General features: G+C 49.8%; 11 protein-coding genes. 7 read left to right on the forward strand and 4 right to left on the reverse strand.

The window, feature by feature from the left end:
• Positions 1-20: 20 nt before the first annotated feature.
• Positions 21-2,414, reverse strand: coding sequence for an endonuclease MutS2 (locus ACYVB1_RS02635; RefSeq protein ID WP_460920228.1), 2,394 nt, complete (start codon positions 2,412-2,414; stop codon positions 21-23).
• A gap of 159 nt (positions 2,415-2,573) precedes the next feature.
• Here ACYVB1_RS02635 and ACYVB1_RS02640 point away from each other — a divergent pair, with 159 nt between their 5' ends.
• Both ACYVB1_RS02640 and ACYVB1_RS02645 read left to right on the forward strand, forming a co-directional pair.
• A complete protein-coding gene (locus ACYVB1_RS02640) occupies positions 2,574-3,023 on the forward strand; it encodes a NanQ anomerase/TabA/YiaL family protein (protein WP_460920230.1) in 450 nt (149 codons plus the stop codon).
• 70 nt (positions 3,024-3,093) lie between these two features.
• On the forward strand, positions 3,094-4,095 hold the full coding sequence (locus tag ACYVB1_RS02645; RefSeq protein WP_460920233.1) for a nucleoside hydrolase: 1,002 nt from the start codon (positions 3,094-3,096) through the stop codon (positions 4,093-4,095).
• Positions 4,096-4,192: 97 nt separating this feature from the next.
• Here the strand turns inward: ACYVB1_RS02645 and hemA are convergent, their stop codons facing one another.
• Entirely contained in the window at positions 4,193-5,461 is a 1,269-nt protein-coding gene (gene hemA / locus ACYVB1_RS02650; protein ID WP_460920235.1) for a glutamyl-tRNA reductase, read from the reverse strand.
• A gap of 376 nt (positions 5,462-5,837) precedes the next feature.
• Between hemA and ACYVB1_RS02655 the strand changes: the two genes are divergently transcribed.
• From ACYVB1_RS02655 to tcmP, 4 genes are all read left to right on the forward strand, one after another.
• On the forward strand, positions 5,838-6,491 hold the full coding sequence (locus ACYVB1_RS02655; protein WP_460920237.1) for a (2Fe-2S)-binding protein: 654 nt from the start codon (positions 5,838-5,840) through the stop codon (positions 6,489-6,491).
• Entirely contained in the window at positions 6,488-7,471 is a 984-nt protein-coding gene (locus ACYVB1_RS02660; RefSeq protein ID WP_460920239.1) for an FAD binding domain-containing protein, read from the forward strand. Before ACYVB1_RS02655 ends, ACYVB1_RS02660 begins: the two co-directional genes overlap by 4 nt.
• A gap of 22 nt (positions 7,472-7,493) precedes the next feature.
• Positions 7,494-9,692 carry a xanthine dehydrogenase family protein molybdopterin-binding subunit gene (locus ACYVB1_RS02665; RefSeq protein WP_460920241.1) on the forward strand — a complete coding sequence of 733 codons (2,199 nt, stop codon included), beginning with the start codon at positions 7,494-7,496 and terminating at the stop codon, positions 9,690-9,692.
• 355 nt (positions 9,693-10,047) lie between these two features.
• Positions 10,048-11,181 carry a three-Cys-motif partner protein TcmP gene (gene tcmP / locus ACYVB1_RS02670; RefSeq protein WP_460920243.1) on the forward strand — a complete coding sequence of 378 codons (1,134 nt, stop codon included), beginning with the start codon at positions 10,048-10,050 and terminating at the stop codon, positions 11,179-11,181.
• A gap of 25 nt (positions 11,182-11,206) precedes the next feature.
• On the opposite strand, the gene ACYVB1_RS02675 is transcribed toward tcmP, so the two are convergent.
• Together ACYVB1_RS02675 and ACYVB1_RS02680 are read right to left on the reverse strand one after the other, a co-directional pair.
• Positions 11,207-11,617 carry a hypothetical protein gene (locus ACYVB1_RS02675; RefSeq protein WP_460920246.1) on the reverse strand — a complete coding sequence of 137 codons (411 nt, stop codon included), beginning with the start codon at positions 11,615-11,617 and terminating at the stop codon, positions 11,207-11,209.
• Positions 11,618-11,718: 101 nt separating this feature from the next.
• The gene (locus ACYVB1_RS02680; protein ID WP_460920248.1) at positions 11,719-12,024 is read right to left on the reverse strand and encodes a hypothetical protein; all 306 of its coding nucleotides are present in this window, start codon (positions 12,022-12,024) and stop codon (positions 11,719-11,721) included.
• A 135-nt stretch (positions 12,025-12,159) separates the two neighbouring features.
• Between ACYVB1_RS02680 and ACYVB1_RS02685 the strand changes: the two genes are divergently transcribed.
• Entirely contained in the window at positions 12,160-15,276 is a 3,117-nt protein-coding gene (locus tag ACYVB1_RS02685; protein ID WP_460920250.1) for an adenylate/guanylate cyclase domain-containing protein, read from the forward strand.
• The last annotated feature ends 138 nt before the right edge of the window (positions 15,277-15,414 follow it).

The raw sequence follows: 15,414 nt of genomic DNA on the forward strand, positions 1-15,414 counted from the left end.
ATGATATGACATCCCTACTACTACTTCAGCACAGCCAGGGTAGCACCATCGCCACCACGTTCCGTTACTTCATTTCCGACACTTGCCACTTCCGGCACAGAGTACAGGTAATCACGCACTACCTGTCGTAATACACCGTTGCCCCTGCCATGGATAATCTTAATCTCCGGAATGCCCAGCATGATGGCTTCGTCGGTAAAGTTCATAAGCTTCGTTAGAGCGTCCTCGGCATACTCTCCCCTGATATCGATGGTCGAGGCAAAGTCGGCCATGCGCTGGGTAATGTTCATCCCGCGGGTATAGCCTTCTGCCGCCGCTTTTTCTTTCTTTGGCTTCGTGGCTGCCTGCCGGTCTAGCTTCTCCAGGTTATCTACTTTCACAATGGTCTTCAGCCCACCGAAAAGCACTTCAGCTGTTTTCCCCTTAATGCTAACCACCTGTCCGGATGAGTCCTGCCCTACCAGCGAAACATAGTCACCTTCTTTGATGGCGCCATTGCTCACGCGCCGGTGTGCGGGACGCGGCTCTTCCTTGCGCACTTCGGTGGCAAAGCTTTCCAGTTGCTGCCGTGCCTGCTTCGTCTGCTCTTTCTCCGCCTGGCTCTGCTTGATCTGCTGAATCGTGGATTCGATTTTCTGGTTCGCATCCTTCAGCAACAGCTTCGCTTTGCCTTTGGCCTCGCGCATAATGTCCTGCTTGCTGTCCTCGAGGTAGTTCTTCAGGTCCTGGTACTCCTTCACGTTCCGTTTCAGCTTCTCCTCCAGCTTGGTCGCCTCGCGCACTTTCTTCTCCAGCTCCTGCTTCTCTGTCTCCAGTTCTTCCAAAAGGCGGTCGTACCGGATTTTATCTTTACCCACTAGGCTGCTGGCCTTGTCCACAATGTGCTTTGGCAAACCGATTTTACGGGCAATCTCAATCGCGAACGAAGAACCCGGCTTGCCAATCTCCAGCTGGTAAAGCGGCTGCAGGTTCTTATGGTCGTAACGCATGGCACCGTTTATCACACCAGGGTTACACTCGGCAAAGTTCTTCAGGTTGGTGTAGTGTGTCGTAATCACACCATACACTTTGCTGTCGTTCAGGTTCTGCAGCACCGCCTCCGCGATGGCACCACCCAATACCGGCTCTGTACCCGTACCAAACTCATCAATAAGCACGAGGCTTTTCTTATCAGCCACCGTCACAAACTTCTTCATGTTCGTGAGGTGAGAGCTGTAGGTACTCAGATCGTTTTCGATAGACTGCTCATCACCGATATCGATAAAAATATCGTGGAATATACCGCCTTCCGAATTGTCTGCTGCGGGTATGAGCATACCGCACTGCAGCATATACTGCACCAGCCCCACCGTTTTCAAGCTCACCGACTTACCGCCCGCATTAGGCCCGGAAATCAGCAGGATGCGTTGATCCTGGTTCAGCTCCAGATCCATGGGAACGGTTGGCCGGCCCAGCTGCCTGTGCGCCATGTACAGCAGCGGGTGTATCACCTGGTTCCACTTAATGTAGGGGTACTTGTGCAGCTTTGGCATCGTCGCCTCCACACGGCGCGCAAACGCCGCCTTGGCCCGGATAAAGTCCAGCAGGCCCAGGTATTGGTAGGCCTTGCGCAGCTCCGGAATATGGTTGCGCAGCGTATTCGTCAGCCCCACCAGGATGCGTATCAGCTCCCGGTGGTAAGCGTTTGTCAGGTCTTTGATATCGTTATTGAGTCCAAAGATGGCTTCCGGCTCTATGTAAACCGTTTGCCCCGTGTTAGACTCATCGTGTATCAGACCTTTTACGCGCCGCTTGTGCTCTGCCAGCACCGGAATAACCAAACGGCCACCCCGGATGGTTGGCTCCACATCAGCGGGTGTCCAGCCTTCGTTTTTGGCGTGCTTGATGATGGATGTGATAGACTTCCGGAGCACCGCCTGCTGCGCAATCAGGTCACGCTTCAGGCGCTGCAGTTCCGGTGTGGCATCGTCGCGCACAGCCCCGGCATCGTCCACCACTTTGTCCAGTGCGGCAATCAGGTTTCGCTCTACCGTCACGCCGGCGCCCAGGGCTTTCAAAGACTCGTACTTTCCTTCCTCAGCGGAGGATATAAAGCGCAGAGAGTCACGGATAGTACGCAGCGACATCTTTATCTCGAAGAAGTCCTGTACATCCAGGTAGGTTCCCTGTATCGCGGCACGGTCCAAGCTGGCCGTTACATCAAAATAATGCTGCAGCGGAATCTCGGCATCAGACTCCAGCAGCTGTTTAAATTCATTTGTTTGTTCTAATAGCCGCTGAACAAGGTCGTGCCGGTTCAGGAAAGCCATGCGGTTTACAAACTGGCGGCCCAGCGGGCTAAGGCAGAGCTCCAAAAGCATCTCGCGCACCTGTGTAAATCCAATTTTTATTTCAAAGTTCTCTGGGTAGATCAATTCTTATCTCTTAATTTATGCAAAATTAGCAATATCTATAACAACTATGCAGGGCTGTTTTGTTCGTTTCGTTTTATGTATTTCACAGCACGTAACATGTAACAAGACTCCTGACTTTTTGCTATTCAAGCTAACTCTTTAACTTTCTAACCCTCTAACATGGTACTAGACACACTACAAAACGCATACCGGTACTACACCCTGCACCCGCTGTTTGCAAAGGCTTTCCGGTTTCTACAGGAAACAGACCTGATGTCGCTCTCACTGGGGCAGCAGGCTATTGAAGGAAGGGACTTGTTTGCCATTATTTCGGAAGGCACCGGCACAACAGAGAAAGAGGCACAGCTGGAAGTGCACCGTAAATACATTGATATACAGTACGTCATATCCGGCACCGACCACATGGGCTGGAAAAGCCTTGCTTTTTGTGCGCAGCCTGTTATTCCGTATATTGAAGAACGCGATGCTGCTTTTTTCCCTGACACCACAAACAACTGGTTTGACGTGCCGGCCGGCTACTTCACCATCTTTTACCCGGATGACGCCCATGCCGCCATGGTAACAGAGGAAACAGTTCGAAAAGTGGTGCTGAAGATAGCAGTGCAGTAAGAGTACCAATACACCCCTGCCTTATGCAGGGCCAGTAAACTTTGTTTTGAAACATAATTGGTAAAAAGCCATGAAAACACTTTTGAAACTCGTTCTCGTGTCAGGATGTATGCTGTTGATTTACAGCTTCACGAACAGAAAGGAAGCCAGTACCCAATCTGCCTCCCGGATACCGGTGATTTTTGACACAGACGCGAACAATGAGCTGGATGACCAGCATGCACTGGCATACCTGCTGCTGAACGATGGCACTTTCGATGTAAAAGGCATCACAGTGAATGCCACAAAAAACGGCGGAGACATAAACGAACAGTATGCAGAGGCGGAGCGCGTGCTAAAGCTCCTGAAACAGGAAAGAAAGGTGCCACTCCTGAAGGGAGCCAACGGGTCGTTTACCGATATTATGCTTCATACCGGCAACAACGGCTTCGACGGTGCCGAAGGAGTTAACTTCATCATCAAAAACGCCAGGCAAGCAAAAGGGAAGCTTACACTGATTGCAGTAGGTAAATTAACGAATGTTGCCCTGGCCCTGCAGAAGGATCCTTCCATTGCAGATAAGCTGAGGGTAGTGTGGTTGGGTTCCAATTACCCTGAACCGGGGGAGTACAACCAGGACAATGACATCCCTTCTATGAATTACGTCCTAAATACGCATGTGCCTTTCGAGATGGTAACGGTCCGGTATGGCAAACCCAGCGGCACTGATGCGGTGAGAGTAACGCCGGAAGAAGTAAAACAAAAAGCTTCCGGTAAAGGTCCTAAGGCATCAGCGCCAGTAACAGGGCGGCACGGCGGTCAGTTCTACACGTTCGGCGACTACTCCGTCAACCTCTTTGAACATATTCAGCTGCACGGCAACCCGCCGGCCCGCGCCCTGTTTGATATGGCGGCTGTGGCCATTGTCAAGAACCCGGATTGGGCTGAAGCCATTACTATTCCCAGCCCTGTTCTCCAGGAAAAAGAAAACAAATGGGTGGAGCAGCCAGATAACAAGCGCCAGATAGTGGTGTGGCAGAACTTCGACAAAGAAAAAATAATAGCAGATTACTTTGCCTCACTTGATAAGTAAAAGAGCGGCCGCACCAGCAATATCGGTGTGGCCGCTCTTTTTATTAAGCTGTTTTCAGATATGTAAGGTATGATTTTAATTTTTTCGCAGGCTGCTGCTAGCCTTTTACTGCCTCTTGCTCCAGATTAAACAGGGTGTTAAGGCTTTGCAGCAGGGCCTCTGATTCGCCGCGCTGGCAGGCTGCCTTCAGTTCCAGCGCAGGTAGCTTCACTATCTTATTCAGAATATTTTTGGTTAATGCCTCTACCAGCTCTTTCTCTTCTGCACCCAGCTTTTTCATATACCGGTTTAGCTCCTGCTGCCGGATTTCTTCCAGCCTGTTCTTAAAGCTCTGAATAGCGGGTGACATCCCCATTTCCTGCGTCCAGGCCTCAAATTCTGCAACGGCCTCCGCTATAATTCCCTGTACCTTCGGAATAGCAGTCAGGTGCTTTTCCAGCGCTCTGGTGGTGCGGTTTCGGATGTTATTGATGTTGTAGACACGGACACCCGGCAGGTGCTGCAAATCGCTGCTGATACTGCGTGGCATCTTCAGGTCAATAAAAAACTTAGGTGCTACCGCTGCTTGCTTTTCAATATTCTGCCTGCCTATATAAAAACAATCGCCGGGCACAGATGAGATAACCACATCTGCTAACGTTATCTCTTCCCACACATTTTCCCAATAGGCTGCCTTCACGTTGCATTTCTGTGCCAGTTCCAGGGCTTTATAGTGTGTTCTGTTTACTACTACGATGTTGCAGATGGCAGACTTCTGAAAGTTATCACAAACATCTGCCCCTATCTCTCCCACTCCTATCATGAGCACGCGCGGGTTCTCCATTCCTTTGGTAAGGTCCTCTACCAACTCAACCGTTGCATACGAAACAGAAGCAGCGCCATTGCGGAAGCAGGTTTCATTCGCAACCCGTTTGCTGGAGTAAAAGATGGTGTGCATGAGCCGGTGCAGAAAAGGACCGGCCGTTCCTGCATCACATGCCCACTGGTAGGCATATTTCACCTGATTCATGATCTGCATATCCCCCACTACCTGCGACTCCAGCCCGAGCGCCACCTGAAACATATGCTTCACTGCTTCATCGTGGCAGGTAATGTGCTTAAAATAAGGGTGCACGGCCTTTGTGGCAATAAAGCCCTTTTCGATGGCAAGCAGCTTGATGATTTCGAGGGAGTAGTCGTGCTCGGCAGCATAATAAATCTCTGTGCGGTTGCAGGTAGAAAGCACCAGTACGTCAGTGGCTCCTGTAAACTCCTTCACTTTATCCAGCAGGTTGCGGCTGGCTATCTCGTTCAGGAATACGGCCTCGCGCACAGCAATGGGCGCGTGTTTATAAGATAAAGTCAGTGCTTTGAACTGGTTCTGCATTTTTTTCTCCTTTCACTATGCAAACTTCCCAAAACCGTGAAAGGAAAAATATGACGTATGTCAGTTTTAGTGATGATATCAAGCAGGCATTCCCACATCCGGCACACCTACCCTTTGGCTTAAAAGGTATGTGGCAGGCGATATACATAAAGCTTCTGCTAAGGTTGCAGAAGAAAAGGCTGTGAACTCAGCAGGAAAAAGAACATAAATTCGACTTACATGGCAGCAGTGCGTATGAAAGAACAGTATATGTTTTAGCTGATAATCAACCCAAAACAAAAGAACTTAAGCTGCCCCATTGCTTAGCGCATAAACCGGCAGCCAGAAGTTCTATTACTATAAAACCGGCCAGTCCTGGCCCAATAACGAATGTTTTATGGCAGACGAAAGCACCTATACCCCCACATCGCCAGCAGATGATGAATCCCAAAATCATAACGAAGCCCGCAGAACTTTTTTAAAACAGTCCTCCCTCCTGACGGCCCTTGCCCTTGCTCCACCTTCGGTAGTAGAGGCCGCTGAAGAAAAATTAGACGAAAAGGTTGCAGACAAGCTTGAGAAAGTGCCGGTAACGATGCAAGTAAACGGGGTAGTGAGGAAATTATCCATTGACCCGCGAACCACCACACTGGACCTGCTGCGCGAGCAGTTAGGCTTAACAGGCACCAAGAAAGGCTGTGACTATGGCCAATGCGGTGCCTGCACCGTGCATGTAGACGGCGAGCGCGTAAACTCCTGCCTGACCTTTGCTGTGATGCAGAACGGGAAGAAGATTACTACCATAGAAGGCCTTGCCAGCAACGGCGAACTGCACCCCATGCAGGTTGCTTTTGTAGAGCACGATGGCTTCCAGTGCGGCTACTGCACCCCGGGCCAGATAATGTCGGCGGTGGCTTGCATCCGCGAAGGCCATGCCAACACCGATGAAGAGATAAGAGAGTACATGAGTGGCAACATCTGCCGGTGCGGGGCTTACCCGAACATTGTGCATGCCATCAAAGAGGTTAAAAACAGCGGTAAGAAGATATGAAGCAGTTCCAGTACATGCGGCCTGCCAGGCAGAAAGCAGCCACCGATGCCGTCGCCAAAGACCCTTATGCGTTTTTTATTGCCGGAGGCACAAACCTGATTGACCTGATGAAACGGGAAGTGATACAACCGGCAAAGCTGGTCGACATTAACCTGCTGCCCCTCAAAAAAATAGAGCAAAGAAAGGGCAGTGTGCGTATCGGCGCCTTAGCCTCTAACCGTGCAGTGGCTGAAGACAGGCTGATAATAACCAAATTCCCACTCCTCTCCCAGGCGCTGGTGTCTGGTGCCTCGGCCCAACTGCGCAACATGGCGACGGTTGGAGGCAACATGATGCAGCGCACCCGCTGCTATTACTTCTACGATACGGCCCTGCCCTGTAACAAGCGGGAGCCCGGCACCGGCTGCGGTGCCCTGGAAGGCATCAATGACCAGCATGCCATCTTTGGTTTCAGCGAAAAATGCATTGCTGTGCATCCCAGCGATATGAGTGTGGCCTTGGCGGCCCTGGATGCCAGCGTGCTGCTTTCTGGCCCGAAAGGCGACCGCCGCATTCCGTTTGTGGACTTTCACCGCCTGCCTGGCGACCACCCGGAAGTGGACACGAACCTAATGAGGGGCGAACTAATTGTAGCAGTCGACATTCATGAGTCGCCCTACACACAAAACGTGCACTACCTGAAGGTTAGGGAGCGGGCTTCCTATGCCTTTGCCCTGGTTTCAGTAGCAGCCGCACTGGATATTCAGGACAACACCATACAAAGCGCCCGGCTTGCCATGGGTGGCGTAGCACACAAGCCCTGGCGCTTGTTTGATGCGGAAAAAGCCCTGGCCGGAAAACCTGTTTCGGAGGAAAGCTTCCGGCAGGCGGCTGAAGTGGCCATGCAGGGAGCAAAAGCCTTTGAGCACAACGCCTATAAACTTAAGCTGGCTCCCAACGCCATGGTGCAGGCCCTGAAAACAGCAGCAGGTATAGTGTAAACACCTACATGAAGAAGAGCAAATGACAAAAGTAAAGATGGGCGATCCGATGAGCCGCGTAGAGAGTCTGCTGAAAGTAACAGGCGGCGCAAAATACGCGGCAGAGTATAACCTTCCCAACGAAGCCACTGGTGTGCTGGCAACCAGTACAATAGCAAGAGGGCGTATTAAAAGCATAGATACAAAGGCAGCCGAAAGAGCACCGGGCGTAATAGCAGTTGTCACACACCAGAATGCCCCCGAAGTACCCGGTTACAGTGCTTCTGTCAACAATGAGGGTTCCAGGGTGTACGGGCAGGAATTCCGCTTGTTTTTTGACGGAACCATCTACCACAGTTACCAGCCTATCGCGCTGGGGATAGACGATACTTTTGCAAGGGCCGACCATGCCGCCACACTTCTAAGAATTGAATATGAAGAGGAGCCACATGACACAGATGTACGCAATAGCCTGGACAAGGCTTTTAAACCGGAGCGGCATGACAACTACGCCCGTGGCAAAGCGGGTGTTTACCTTTCAGCCCCTGTAAGAATAGAGCAGGAATACCAGACGCCGATACAGGTGCACAACCCTATGGAACCGCATGCTACAACCGCTGTCTGGAAGGGTGCGGACAAAGTAAAAGTTTACAACAAGACACAAGCAACGAAAATATCACAGAAAGAAATTGCCAAGTCTTTCGATTTGAAAGAAGAGAACGTGTGGGCGCATTCTCCTTTTGTAGGCGGGGCTTTTGGTAGCTCATCCCGTGTGTGGCCCCAGGAAATGGCTGCCATTATGGGTTCTAAAGTAACCGGCCGGCCGGTGCAGGTGGTACTCAAGCGGAACCAGGTGTTTAACATGGTGGGATACAGACCCCGATCCATTCAGAAGTTTGGCATTGGCGCTACTACCGACGGCACCTTAACAGGTATTACGCACGAAGCTTACGGATCCACCTCACAGTACGAGCAGTTCACAGAGCGCCTCCTCGACCCAACCAAAACAACCTACAGGTGCCCGAACTTAGACACTAAATACAGACTCGTGAAGTTGGACATGAGCACCCCCTGCTGGACCCGCGGCCCCGGTGAGACAAGCGGATCCTTTGCCCTGGAATCGGCCATGGATGAACTCGCTTACGCGCTGAACATGGACCCATTGGCTCTGCGCCTGAAGAACTATGCAGAGGAAGACCCGGAGAATAACAAGCCATGGTCGAGTAAATACCTCAGGGAGTGCTACGAACAGGGAGCAGAGCGCTTTGGCTGGGGCAAACGCAACCCGGAACCACGCTCCACGCGCGAGGGAGACTGGCTCATAGGCATGGGCATGGCATCGGGGATCTACAAAGCCGCGCGCGACAGGGCTGTAGTGTGTGCAAGACTTTCGCCGGACGGATCCCTGCTGGTGCAGAGCGCTGTAGCCGACACAGGCCCCGGATCGGCAACTATTTTCACCCAGATTGCAGCCGACGTTATGGGTGTTCCTGTAGAGAAAACCCGCTTTGAGTGGGGCGACTCTACCCTACCCTATGCTCCCGGACAGTTTGGCTCGCACACCACGGCCTCTGTTGGCTCGGCTGTATATGAAGTGTGTGCTGCTTTAAAGCAGCGGTTGCAACAACTTTCTTCTGATACCGCCATCCAGCAGGCTCCCCCCGAATCGCTGGTTTTCGAAAACGGTGCAATGGGCCTGAAAAGCCGCCCCACCAGCCTTAGCTATGTGGATGTACTCAAACAAAACAACCTGTCGCAACTGGAGGTGATAAAAGAGTCTGAAGGGGGGCCTTTGCTGGATGAATATTCAAGCAAGTCCTTCTGTGCCAATTTTGTAGAGGTACGGGTACATGCATTAACCGGCGAAGTCCGGGTAAACAGGGTCGTTTCAGCTGTTGATTGCGGCAAGGTGATGAACCATAAAACGGCCGAAAGCCAGGTGTATGGTTCCGTGGTATGGGGTATAGGAATTGCCTTGATGGAAGAAGGAAAAATCGACCACCGTTTTGGCCGCCATGTAAACAACGACCTGGAGAAGTACCATGTGCCCATAAGCGCAGACGTACCGGAAATAGAAGTCATTCTCATAGATAAGCCTGACCCTGTTGTAGACCCGATGGGCGCGAAAGGCATCGGCGAGATTCCACTGGTAGGCTTCACTGCTGCTGTAGCCAATGCTGTCTACCACGCCACTGGCAAGCGCATCCGGGAACTCCCCATTACGCCCGCCAAGGTGGTTTAGGGCAATCAATAAAGCTATCTTTCCTGTACAGTCATGGCTCAACGTCTTCAGCTACGTTGAAACCTGTTGAAGGGCTACAAAATGATTAACCAACTGATACATAAAAATTTACCTCCATTCAACGAGGGTGGTGGATAAGCATGTGCACAAATAAAACTAATTGGATTAGCTTTAATCCATAACAATCTAACTAAATTAGCGATTGCTTCATCCCTTTACGTGAGGCACAGAAGCAGCAAAACAGCTTTTTATGCTCCTATGTGATACTCAGTCAGGATATGCTGGCATCGTAAGTGCAAAATCTTAATTCAACACATGTAAAAATGTGGTTCCAGGGCGAACCATCTCATTATCTATGTCTGCAACAGTACCCAATAATTTCTTTGAATCGAGACGCAGCTTTACGGAGATAAAACAAGAGATCCTGGGCCAGTACTTCAATACCTGGTGCGGCATTCGGCTCGACACTTTGAAAGGCGAGGCTAAAGAAGCTATGTTGTTCATAGACCTGCACACCGGCGCGGGATACTCTCCGGAGCAACACGCCGAGACACCTGCAAAGGCAACGGAAACTCTTTATAAAAGCATTTTAAAGAGGCCTTTGCTGAATGAATCAGTCAGAACTTTTTTCTATGATACTAACAAGGCGGTGCTGGAGCATGTAAGTGAAACCATGGAACTGCTTCCATTTTACGAAGAGTTGATACACCCGCCTGTTCCGCTAAACAGCCCGGATAACAAGGCGCAAGTGGCTGATTTTATAGCGGGTGGCAGTCCTTCTTTGATCTTCCTGGACCCTTTCAGTGGGCGTTATGCGCAGGAAATGCTGAAGCACGCTTTAGACGCTGGGCAATCCGATGTCTTCATGCTAATCAACCCGGAAAATATACTGAAAGCTGTTGCTGGCAGGAAGGTAACACAGCCACTCGCAGAGCTTTTTGGGGACCAGCTCCAGAAAATCAGTAGCTACTGCAAAAAAGAGAAAGACAACCATAAGCGGCAGGAACTGATACTAAGCTATTTTACCAGCTCGCTCCAGGAGAAAAGCCATTATACGCAGCTGTTTAAGGTGAACCGTCCTGACATAAAACAACCCGACTACTACCTGCTCTTTTCCTCCCCTGACAGTAAGGCTTACAGAAGTTTTAAGGAAACCCTGCTGCCCTATACCACTTTTCAGGAGGATGGGGTTCCTTTGTTTGTCGCCAACCAGGTAGTGCTGCCGCAACTCTTCCTGTTTGAGCAGCGGCCCGAGTTTACGATCACGGACCTCCTAGCACGGCTAAGAGACCAGGCGGGCAACTACAAGTACAAGTCAATAGAAAAGATTTACGAGCTCGACAGCTGCGGCACCAACTATAGCCGTGAAAATTATGTGGCAGCATTCGAGCTGCTACAGAAAGAGAAAAAAGTAGCGTTTCTGAATGCCAAGACAATGCAAACCATCCGGCAGCCTACTCCTGCTTCCGTAGTCAAGTACACGTTGTGATAACCCCGAAGCTGTGTTCTCTCCGTTACCTCCTACTATCAATTGTAACGGCGGCAAGTAGCAGCACAGAGGCAAACACCGCCACAACAGTCAGCAGGTCGACCGGAACAGGAACGATTTTCTTGTTCAGTTTTTTCACCCCCACCGCACCTTTCATCGGTTTGGTTTTTGTATTGTCTATATTGAACTCAACAAAGTCACCCTCCTTCAACACACCCGCTGTATCTTCATACCATACCACGGTTCTGAATTTTCTAGGAAGAAAGCGTTTCCTTTCATCCTCATAAACTTTTATGTAAACTAAATTAGCTACAGGGTTTGGCTCTTCAGGGCTGCGGAAACTGTAGTTGGTTGTTTCTGTAATGCTGGCATTCATTACCTCTGGGTCGCTTACAAAACCAACCGGCTTAACGGCAATAACTGTTCCTTGTGGCATGGCTATAGGTGTTTATGTTTACATCAAAAACTAAAGTAAAATGCAGGTAATAGCTAACTCGGAGATTAACTCACGGAATATTGCCGGGGCTGTATCTCCGGCTAAACCCTTCTTAAATCATATCCAAATTTTACAGGGACTCTGCCAACTTTGAAATTAAATACCGTAGCTTCAGGATTACCACATTCTCCCTCTACAAAATCAGGAGGTAGCTGATTGTCCAGTATCAGGCAAGGCAATCTTTCCCGAGGATTTATGTCTGGTTCTCCTTCTGTACTGCAGACATCAAGCATCCCTCTTAATATCCTTTGCCTGTCGGTTCCCTCAAATTGTGTTTGGATAACTTCATCAAACTCATTTTCATGCAGACCCACTGGTCTTACGGCTACTACAGTTCCTTGCGGCATATTACAACTATCTTAAGGTTTTCACTTTCATACTCAATCAAAACCGGCTTTCACTTCAAATAAAAGTACTAAATTATATCTAAAAATAAATAGTTCGTATATGTATTTAGTTTTATCGGATCAAAAAATATCCACATGATTAAATATCTTCTCATTGCCATATTCTTTCTGATGGGTAGTGACGTGGCACTGGCGCAACTGGGAGATCCATTTGTACAGACCTTTCCGCCATCGGCCTATCTAAACAAAGGGTTTGTCTCCAGTCCGCAGAACTGGGATATTATACAGGATGACAGGGGTGTTATTTACATCAGCAACACGAGCGGCGTGATGGAATATGACGGGCTGACGTGGCAGGCAGTAAAAGGGACAGCCTATGAGGACCGTTTCCAGTTGGTTAAAAACAGCGAAGGCAGAATATTTGTGGGCAGTACCCACGACTTTGGCTACCTTAGTCCGGATTCTGCAGGCAGCATGCAGTTCATTTCTTTGCTGCCTCACCTGAAGGGCAGGTACCCCGAAGTTCGTATAGGCAAGGTAGCAGCCGTAGGGCCAGATGTATATTTCAGCGCCGAAAACAGCCTCTTTCGCTGGTCTGGCAAGGGGTTCAAGGTTTGGGAAAGCAAAACAAGGCTGGGCCGTATTTTCTCCATCCATAATAAGCTTTACCTCATAGATAAAAAAAGGGGACTTTGCGTACTGGAAAATGAACGCTTCAAACCTTTGCCTGGGGGTGAAAACTTTATTGCTTTGAACACAGTAGCTCTCCTGCCCCTTCCTTCTGTTACCGAAGGAGGAAGCAACTTTTTTGTGGTTACTTTTGATCAGGGTTTGTACACGTTCAAAGACCGTGAGTTAAAAAAGCTGTTGCCTACCCCTGCCAGCGTGCTGGAACAGGAGAATTATATGCAGGGGCTCCCTTTAGCAGATGGTACCATTGCCCTCGCTACTCTCTCCAGCGGCGTGGTGGTCATGAACTATGAAGGGCAGATAAAAACTGTAATAGACAAACAAGACGGCCTAAGTGACAATGGTGTCTTAAACCTCTACACCGACAAAGAAGGTGGTCTGTGGGCTGGCTTAAATAAAGGCCTGAGCCGCATTGACTATCCTTCGCCTGTCACCTACCTGAGCGCTTCTTCGGGTCTGGAAGGCATTGTACTGGATGTGCTGAAGAAAAATGAACAGCTATACGCCGCTACGTCTTCGGGCTTATTTGTGCTAAACGAAAATGAAGCGCTTCCCTCTTTCCGGAAGTTGCCCGAACTGCAAAATGAGGTGTGGCAGGTGCTTGATGTAGGAAAGGCCCTGCTGGTAGTAAGTACCCCCGGGGTATACTTACTCAAACAGAACAAACTGGAAAGGATTTCCCCACCACCTGCGGAAGATATTATCTACAAATGCGTCTACCGTTCGAATAACAACCCGGACAAATTTTATATTGGCTCATCAAAAGGCCTTTCTATCATGACGCACCACAGAGGGAAGTGGAAGTGGCATGGAAAAGTAGAAGGCGTGAACCATGATGTTATATGGTTGGCAGCAGACAAACATGATTTGCTTTGGGCATCCTCCAAAAATGACATATCTGCGCTCGACGATTCCGAAGAAAAGAGCTTACAGCCGCCCGTACGCAACTTTAAACCACCTGCTGAACAGGCTAAGAACCTGCGCAGGTTTCAGGCACAAAGCGTAGACGGAAAAGTGTACTTCGGCACCAGCAAAGGCATCTACAGCCTGCAGCAGGTTGGGAAGCGATTTCAGCTGACACCGGATGCTACATTTGGTGGAAGTTTTGCGGACGGCTCCCGGGAGGCAATCAACCTGACACAGGACAGAAAAGGACATGTGTGGCTTACGTCAGAGTTCCGTACGGGCCGGTTGCGCAAGCTGCAGGACAAGGCTTACGTGTGGGATACCATTGCCTTAAGCAAAATGCCGCAGGTGGACGTCTGGAAAATTTATACAGATGCAGAAGGAGTTGTCTGGCTGTGTACCACCGAAGATATTTACCGTTATAACCCCCAGGTTCCCAAAGACTATAAAGCCAGGCAGCATACGGTACTCAGAAAGATAAAGCTGGCTGGTGATTCCACAGTCTTTCATGGTGCTTTTGCCGGTGCGAACGCCGCTGTCGTGGAACAGTCTGCCAGTTTTAAGTTTAAGCTGCCGCATGCTATCAGGTCCATCAGTTTTGAATATGCCGGCACTTCTTTTGATGCCCCTGGTCAGCAGGTGTACAGCTATATGCTGAAAGGAGGCGAAAACGAAAAATGGTCGCACTGGACCTCTGAGACAAAGAAAGAATTTTCGGGCCTGGATGAGGGGAAATACATCTTCAACGTAAGGTCAAAAAACATTTATGGCAGTATCAGCCCGGTTGCTAGTTTTGAGTTCGAATCGCTGCCTCCTTTTTACCGCACCTGGTGGGCGTATGGTACATACATCATCGTATGGGGTCTTCTTGTCTGGGCCATCATCAAAGTGAAGCACCGCCACCTGATTGCATCAAAAATAGGCCTTGAAAAACTGGTGAACGAGCGGACGGCGCAACTGGAGGCCGAAAAGAAAAAGTCGGATGACCTGCTGCTCAGCATCCTGCCAGCTGAAACGGCTGGTGAACTGAAAGCCAATGGCCGTACCGTTGCCCGAAGCTATGAAACCGTGACGGTTCTGTTCACTGATTTCAAAAACTTCACCAAGATAAGCGAGGATCTGTCGCCGGAAGAACTGGTTGCTGTTATTGATTTTTACTTCTGCGCCTTCGACCGCATTATCGCTAAATACAACATCGAGAAAATCAAAACAATTGGTGACGCTTACATGTGTGCGGGTGGTATACCCAACCCGGATGCGAACACGCCTGCTGATGTGGTCAGGGCCGGGCTGGAGATACTGGCCTTTGTAGAAAACCTGAACCCGGATAACCAGCCCAGGAAGCATCGGTTTGAGATTAGGATTGGGATACATACCGGGCCGGTAGTAGCCGGTGTTGTAGGCACGCAAAAGTTCGCTTATGACATTTGGGGAGACACCGTGAACACGGCTTCACGCATGGAGTCCAGCTGCCAGGAGGGAAAAGTAAACATTTCGGGGGCTACCTATGAGCTTGTGAAAGATGATTTTGTTTGCACCTACCGCGGTAAAGTGGACGCAAAGAACAAAGGAGAAATAGACATGTACTTTGTAGAGGCTATTGTTCCAAAAGCAGCGTTAAGCTTTACGGAATTACACGCCGCTCCTACACCTTAAAGCCCTATCGAAATCCTCACCACCCCCTGCTTCATTGTGTGGCGAGCCTGTTCCTGGAGGTGCATACCCTTTAGGACGAAACAGGTGTGCTGCGCCCTTATAAAACCTTTCGTTGTACACCTGTAAAGCAGGATATCC

The organism is Pontibacter brevis (assembly GCF_054779655.1).

Excerpts from the sequence above, each read along its gene's own strand:
- ACYVB1_RS02640 (WP_460920230.1), top strand. The coding sequence starts at position 2,574 with ATGGTACTAGACACACTACAAAACGCATACCGGTACTACACCCTGCAC.
- ACYVB1_RS02665 (WP_460920241.1), top strand. The coding sequence starts at position 7,494 with ATGACAAAAGTAAAGATGGGCGATCCGATGAGCCGCGTAGAGAGTCTG.
- hemA (WP_460920235.1), bottom strand. The coding sequence starts at position 5,461 with ATGCAGAACCAGTTCAAAGCACTGACTTTATCTTATAAACACGCGCCC.
- tcmP (WP_460920243.1), top strand. The coding sequence starts at position 10,048 with ATGTCTGCAACAGTACCCAATAATTTCTTTGAATCGAGACGCAGCTTT.
- ACYVB1_RS02645 (WP_460920233.1), top strand. The coding sequence starts at position 3,094 with ATGAAAACACTTTTGAAACTCGTTCTCGTGTCAGGATGTATGCTGTTG.
- ACYVB1_RS02660 (WP_460920239.1), top strand. The coding sequence starts at position 6,488 with ATGAAGCAGTTCCAGTACATGCGGCCTGCCAGGCAGAAAGCAGCCACC.
- ACYVB1_RS02655 (WP_460920237.1), top strand. The coding sequence starts at position 5,838 with ATGGCAGACGAAAGCACCTATACCCCCACATCGCCAGCAGATGATGAA.
- ACYVB1_RS02675 (WP_460920246.1), bottom strand. The coding sequence starts at position 11,617 with ATGCCACAAGGAACAGTTATTGCCGTTAAGCCGGTTGGTTTTGTAAGC.
- ACYVB1_RS02685 (WP_460920250.1), top strand. The coding sequence starts at position 12,160 with ATGATTAAATATCTTCTCATTGCCATATTCTTTCTGATGGGTAGTGAC.
- ACYVB1_RS02680 (WP_460920248.1), bottom strand. The coding sequence starts at position 12,024 with ATGCCGCAAGGAACTGTAGTAGCCGTAAGACCAGTGGGTCTGCATGAA.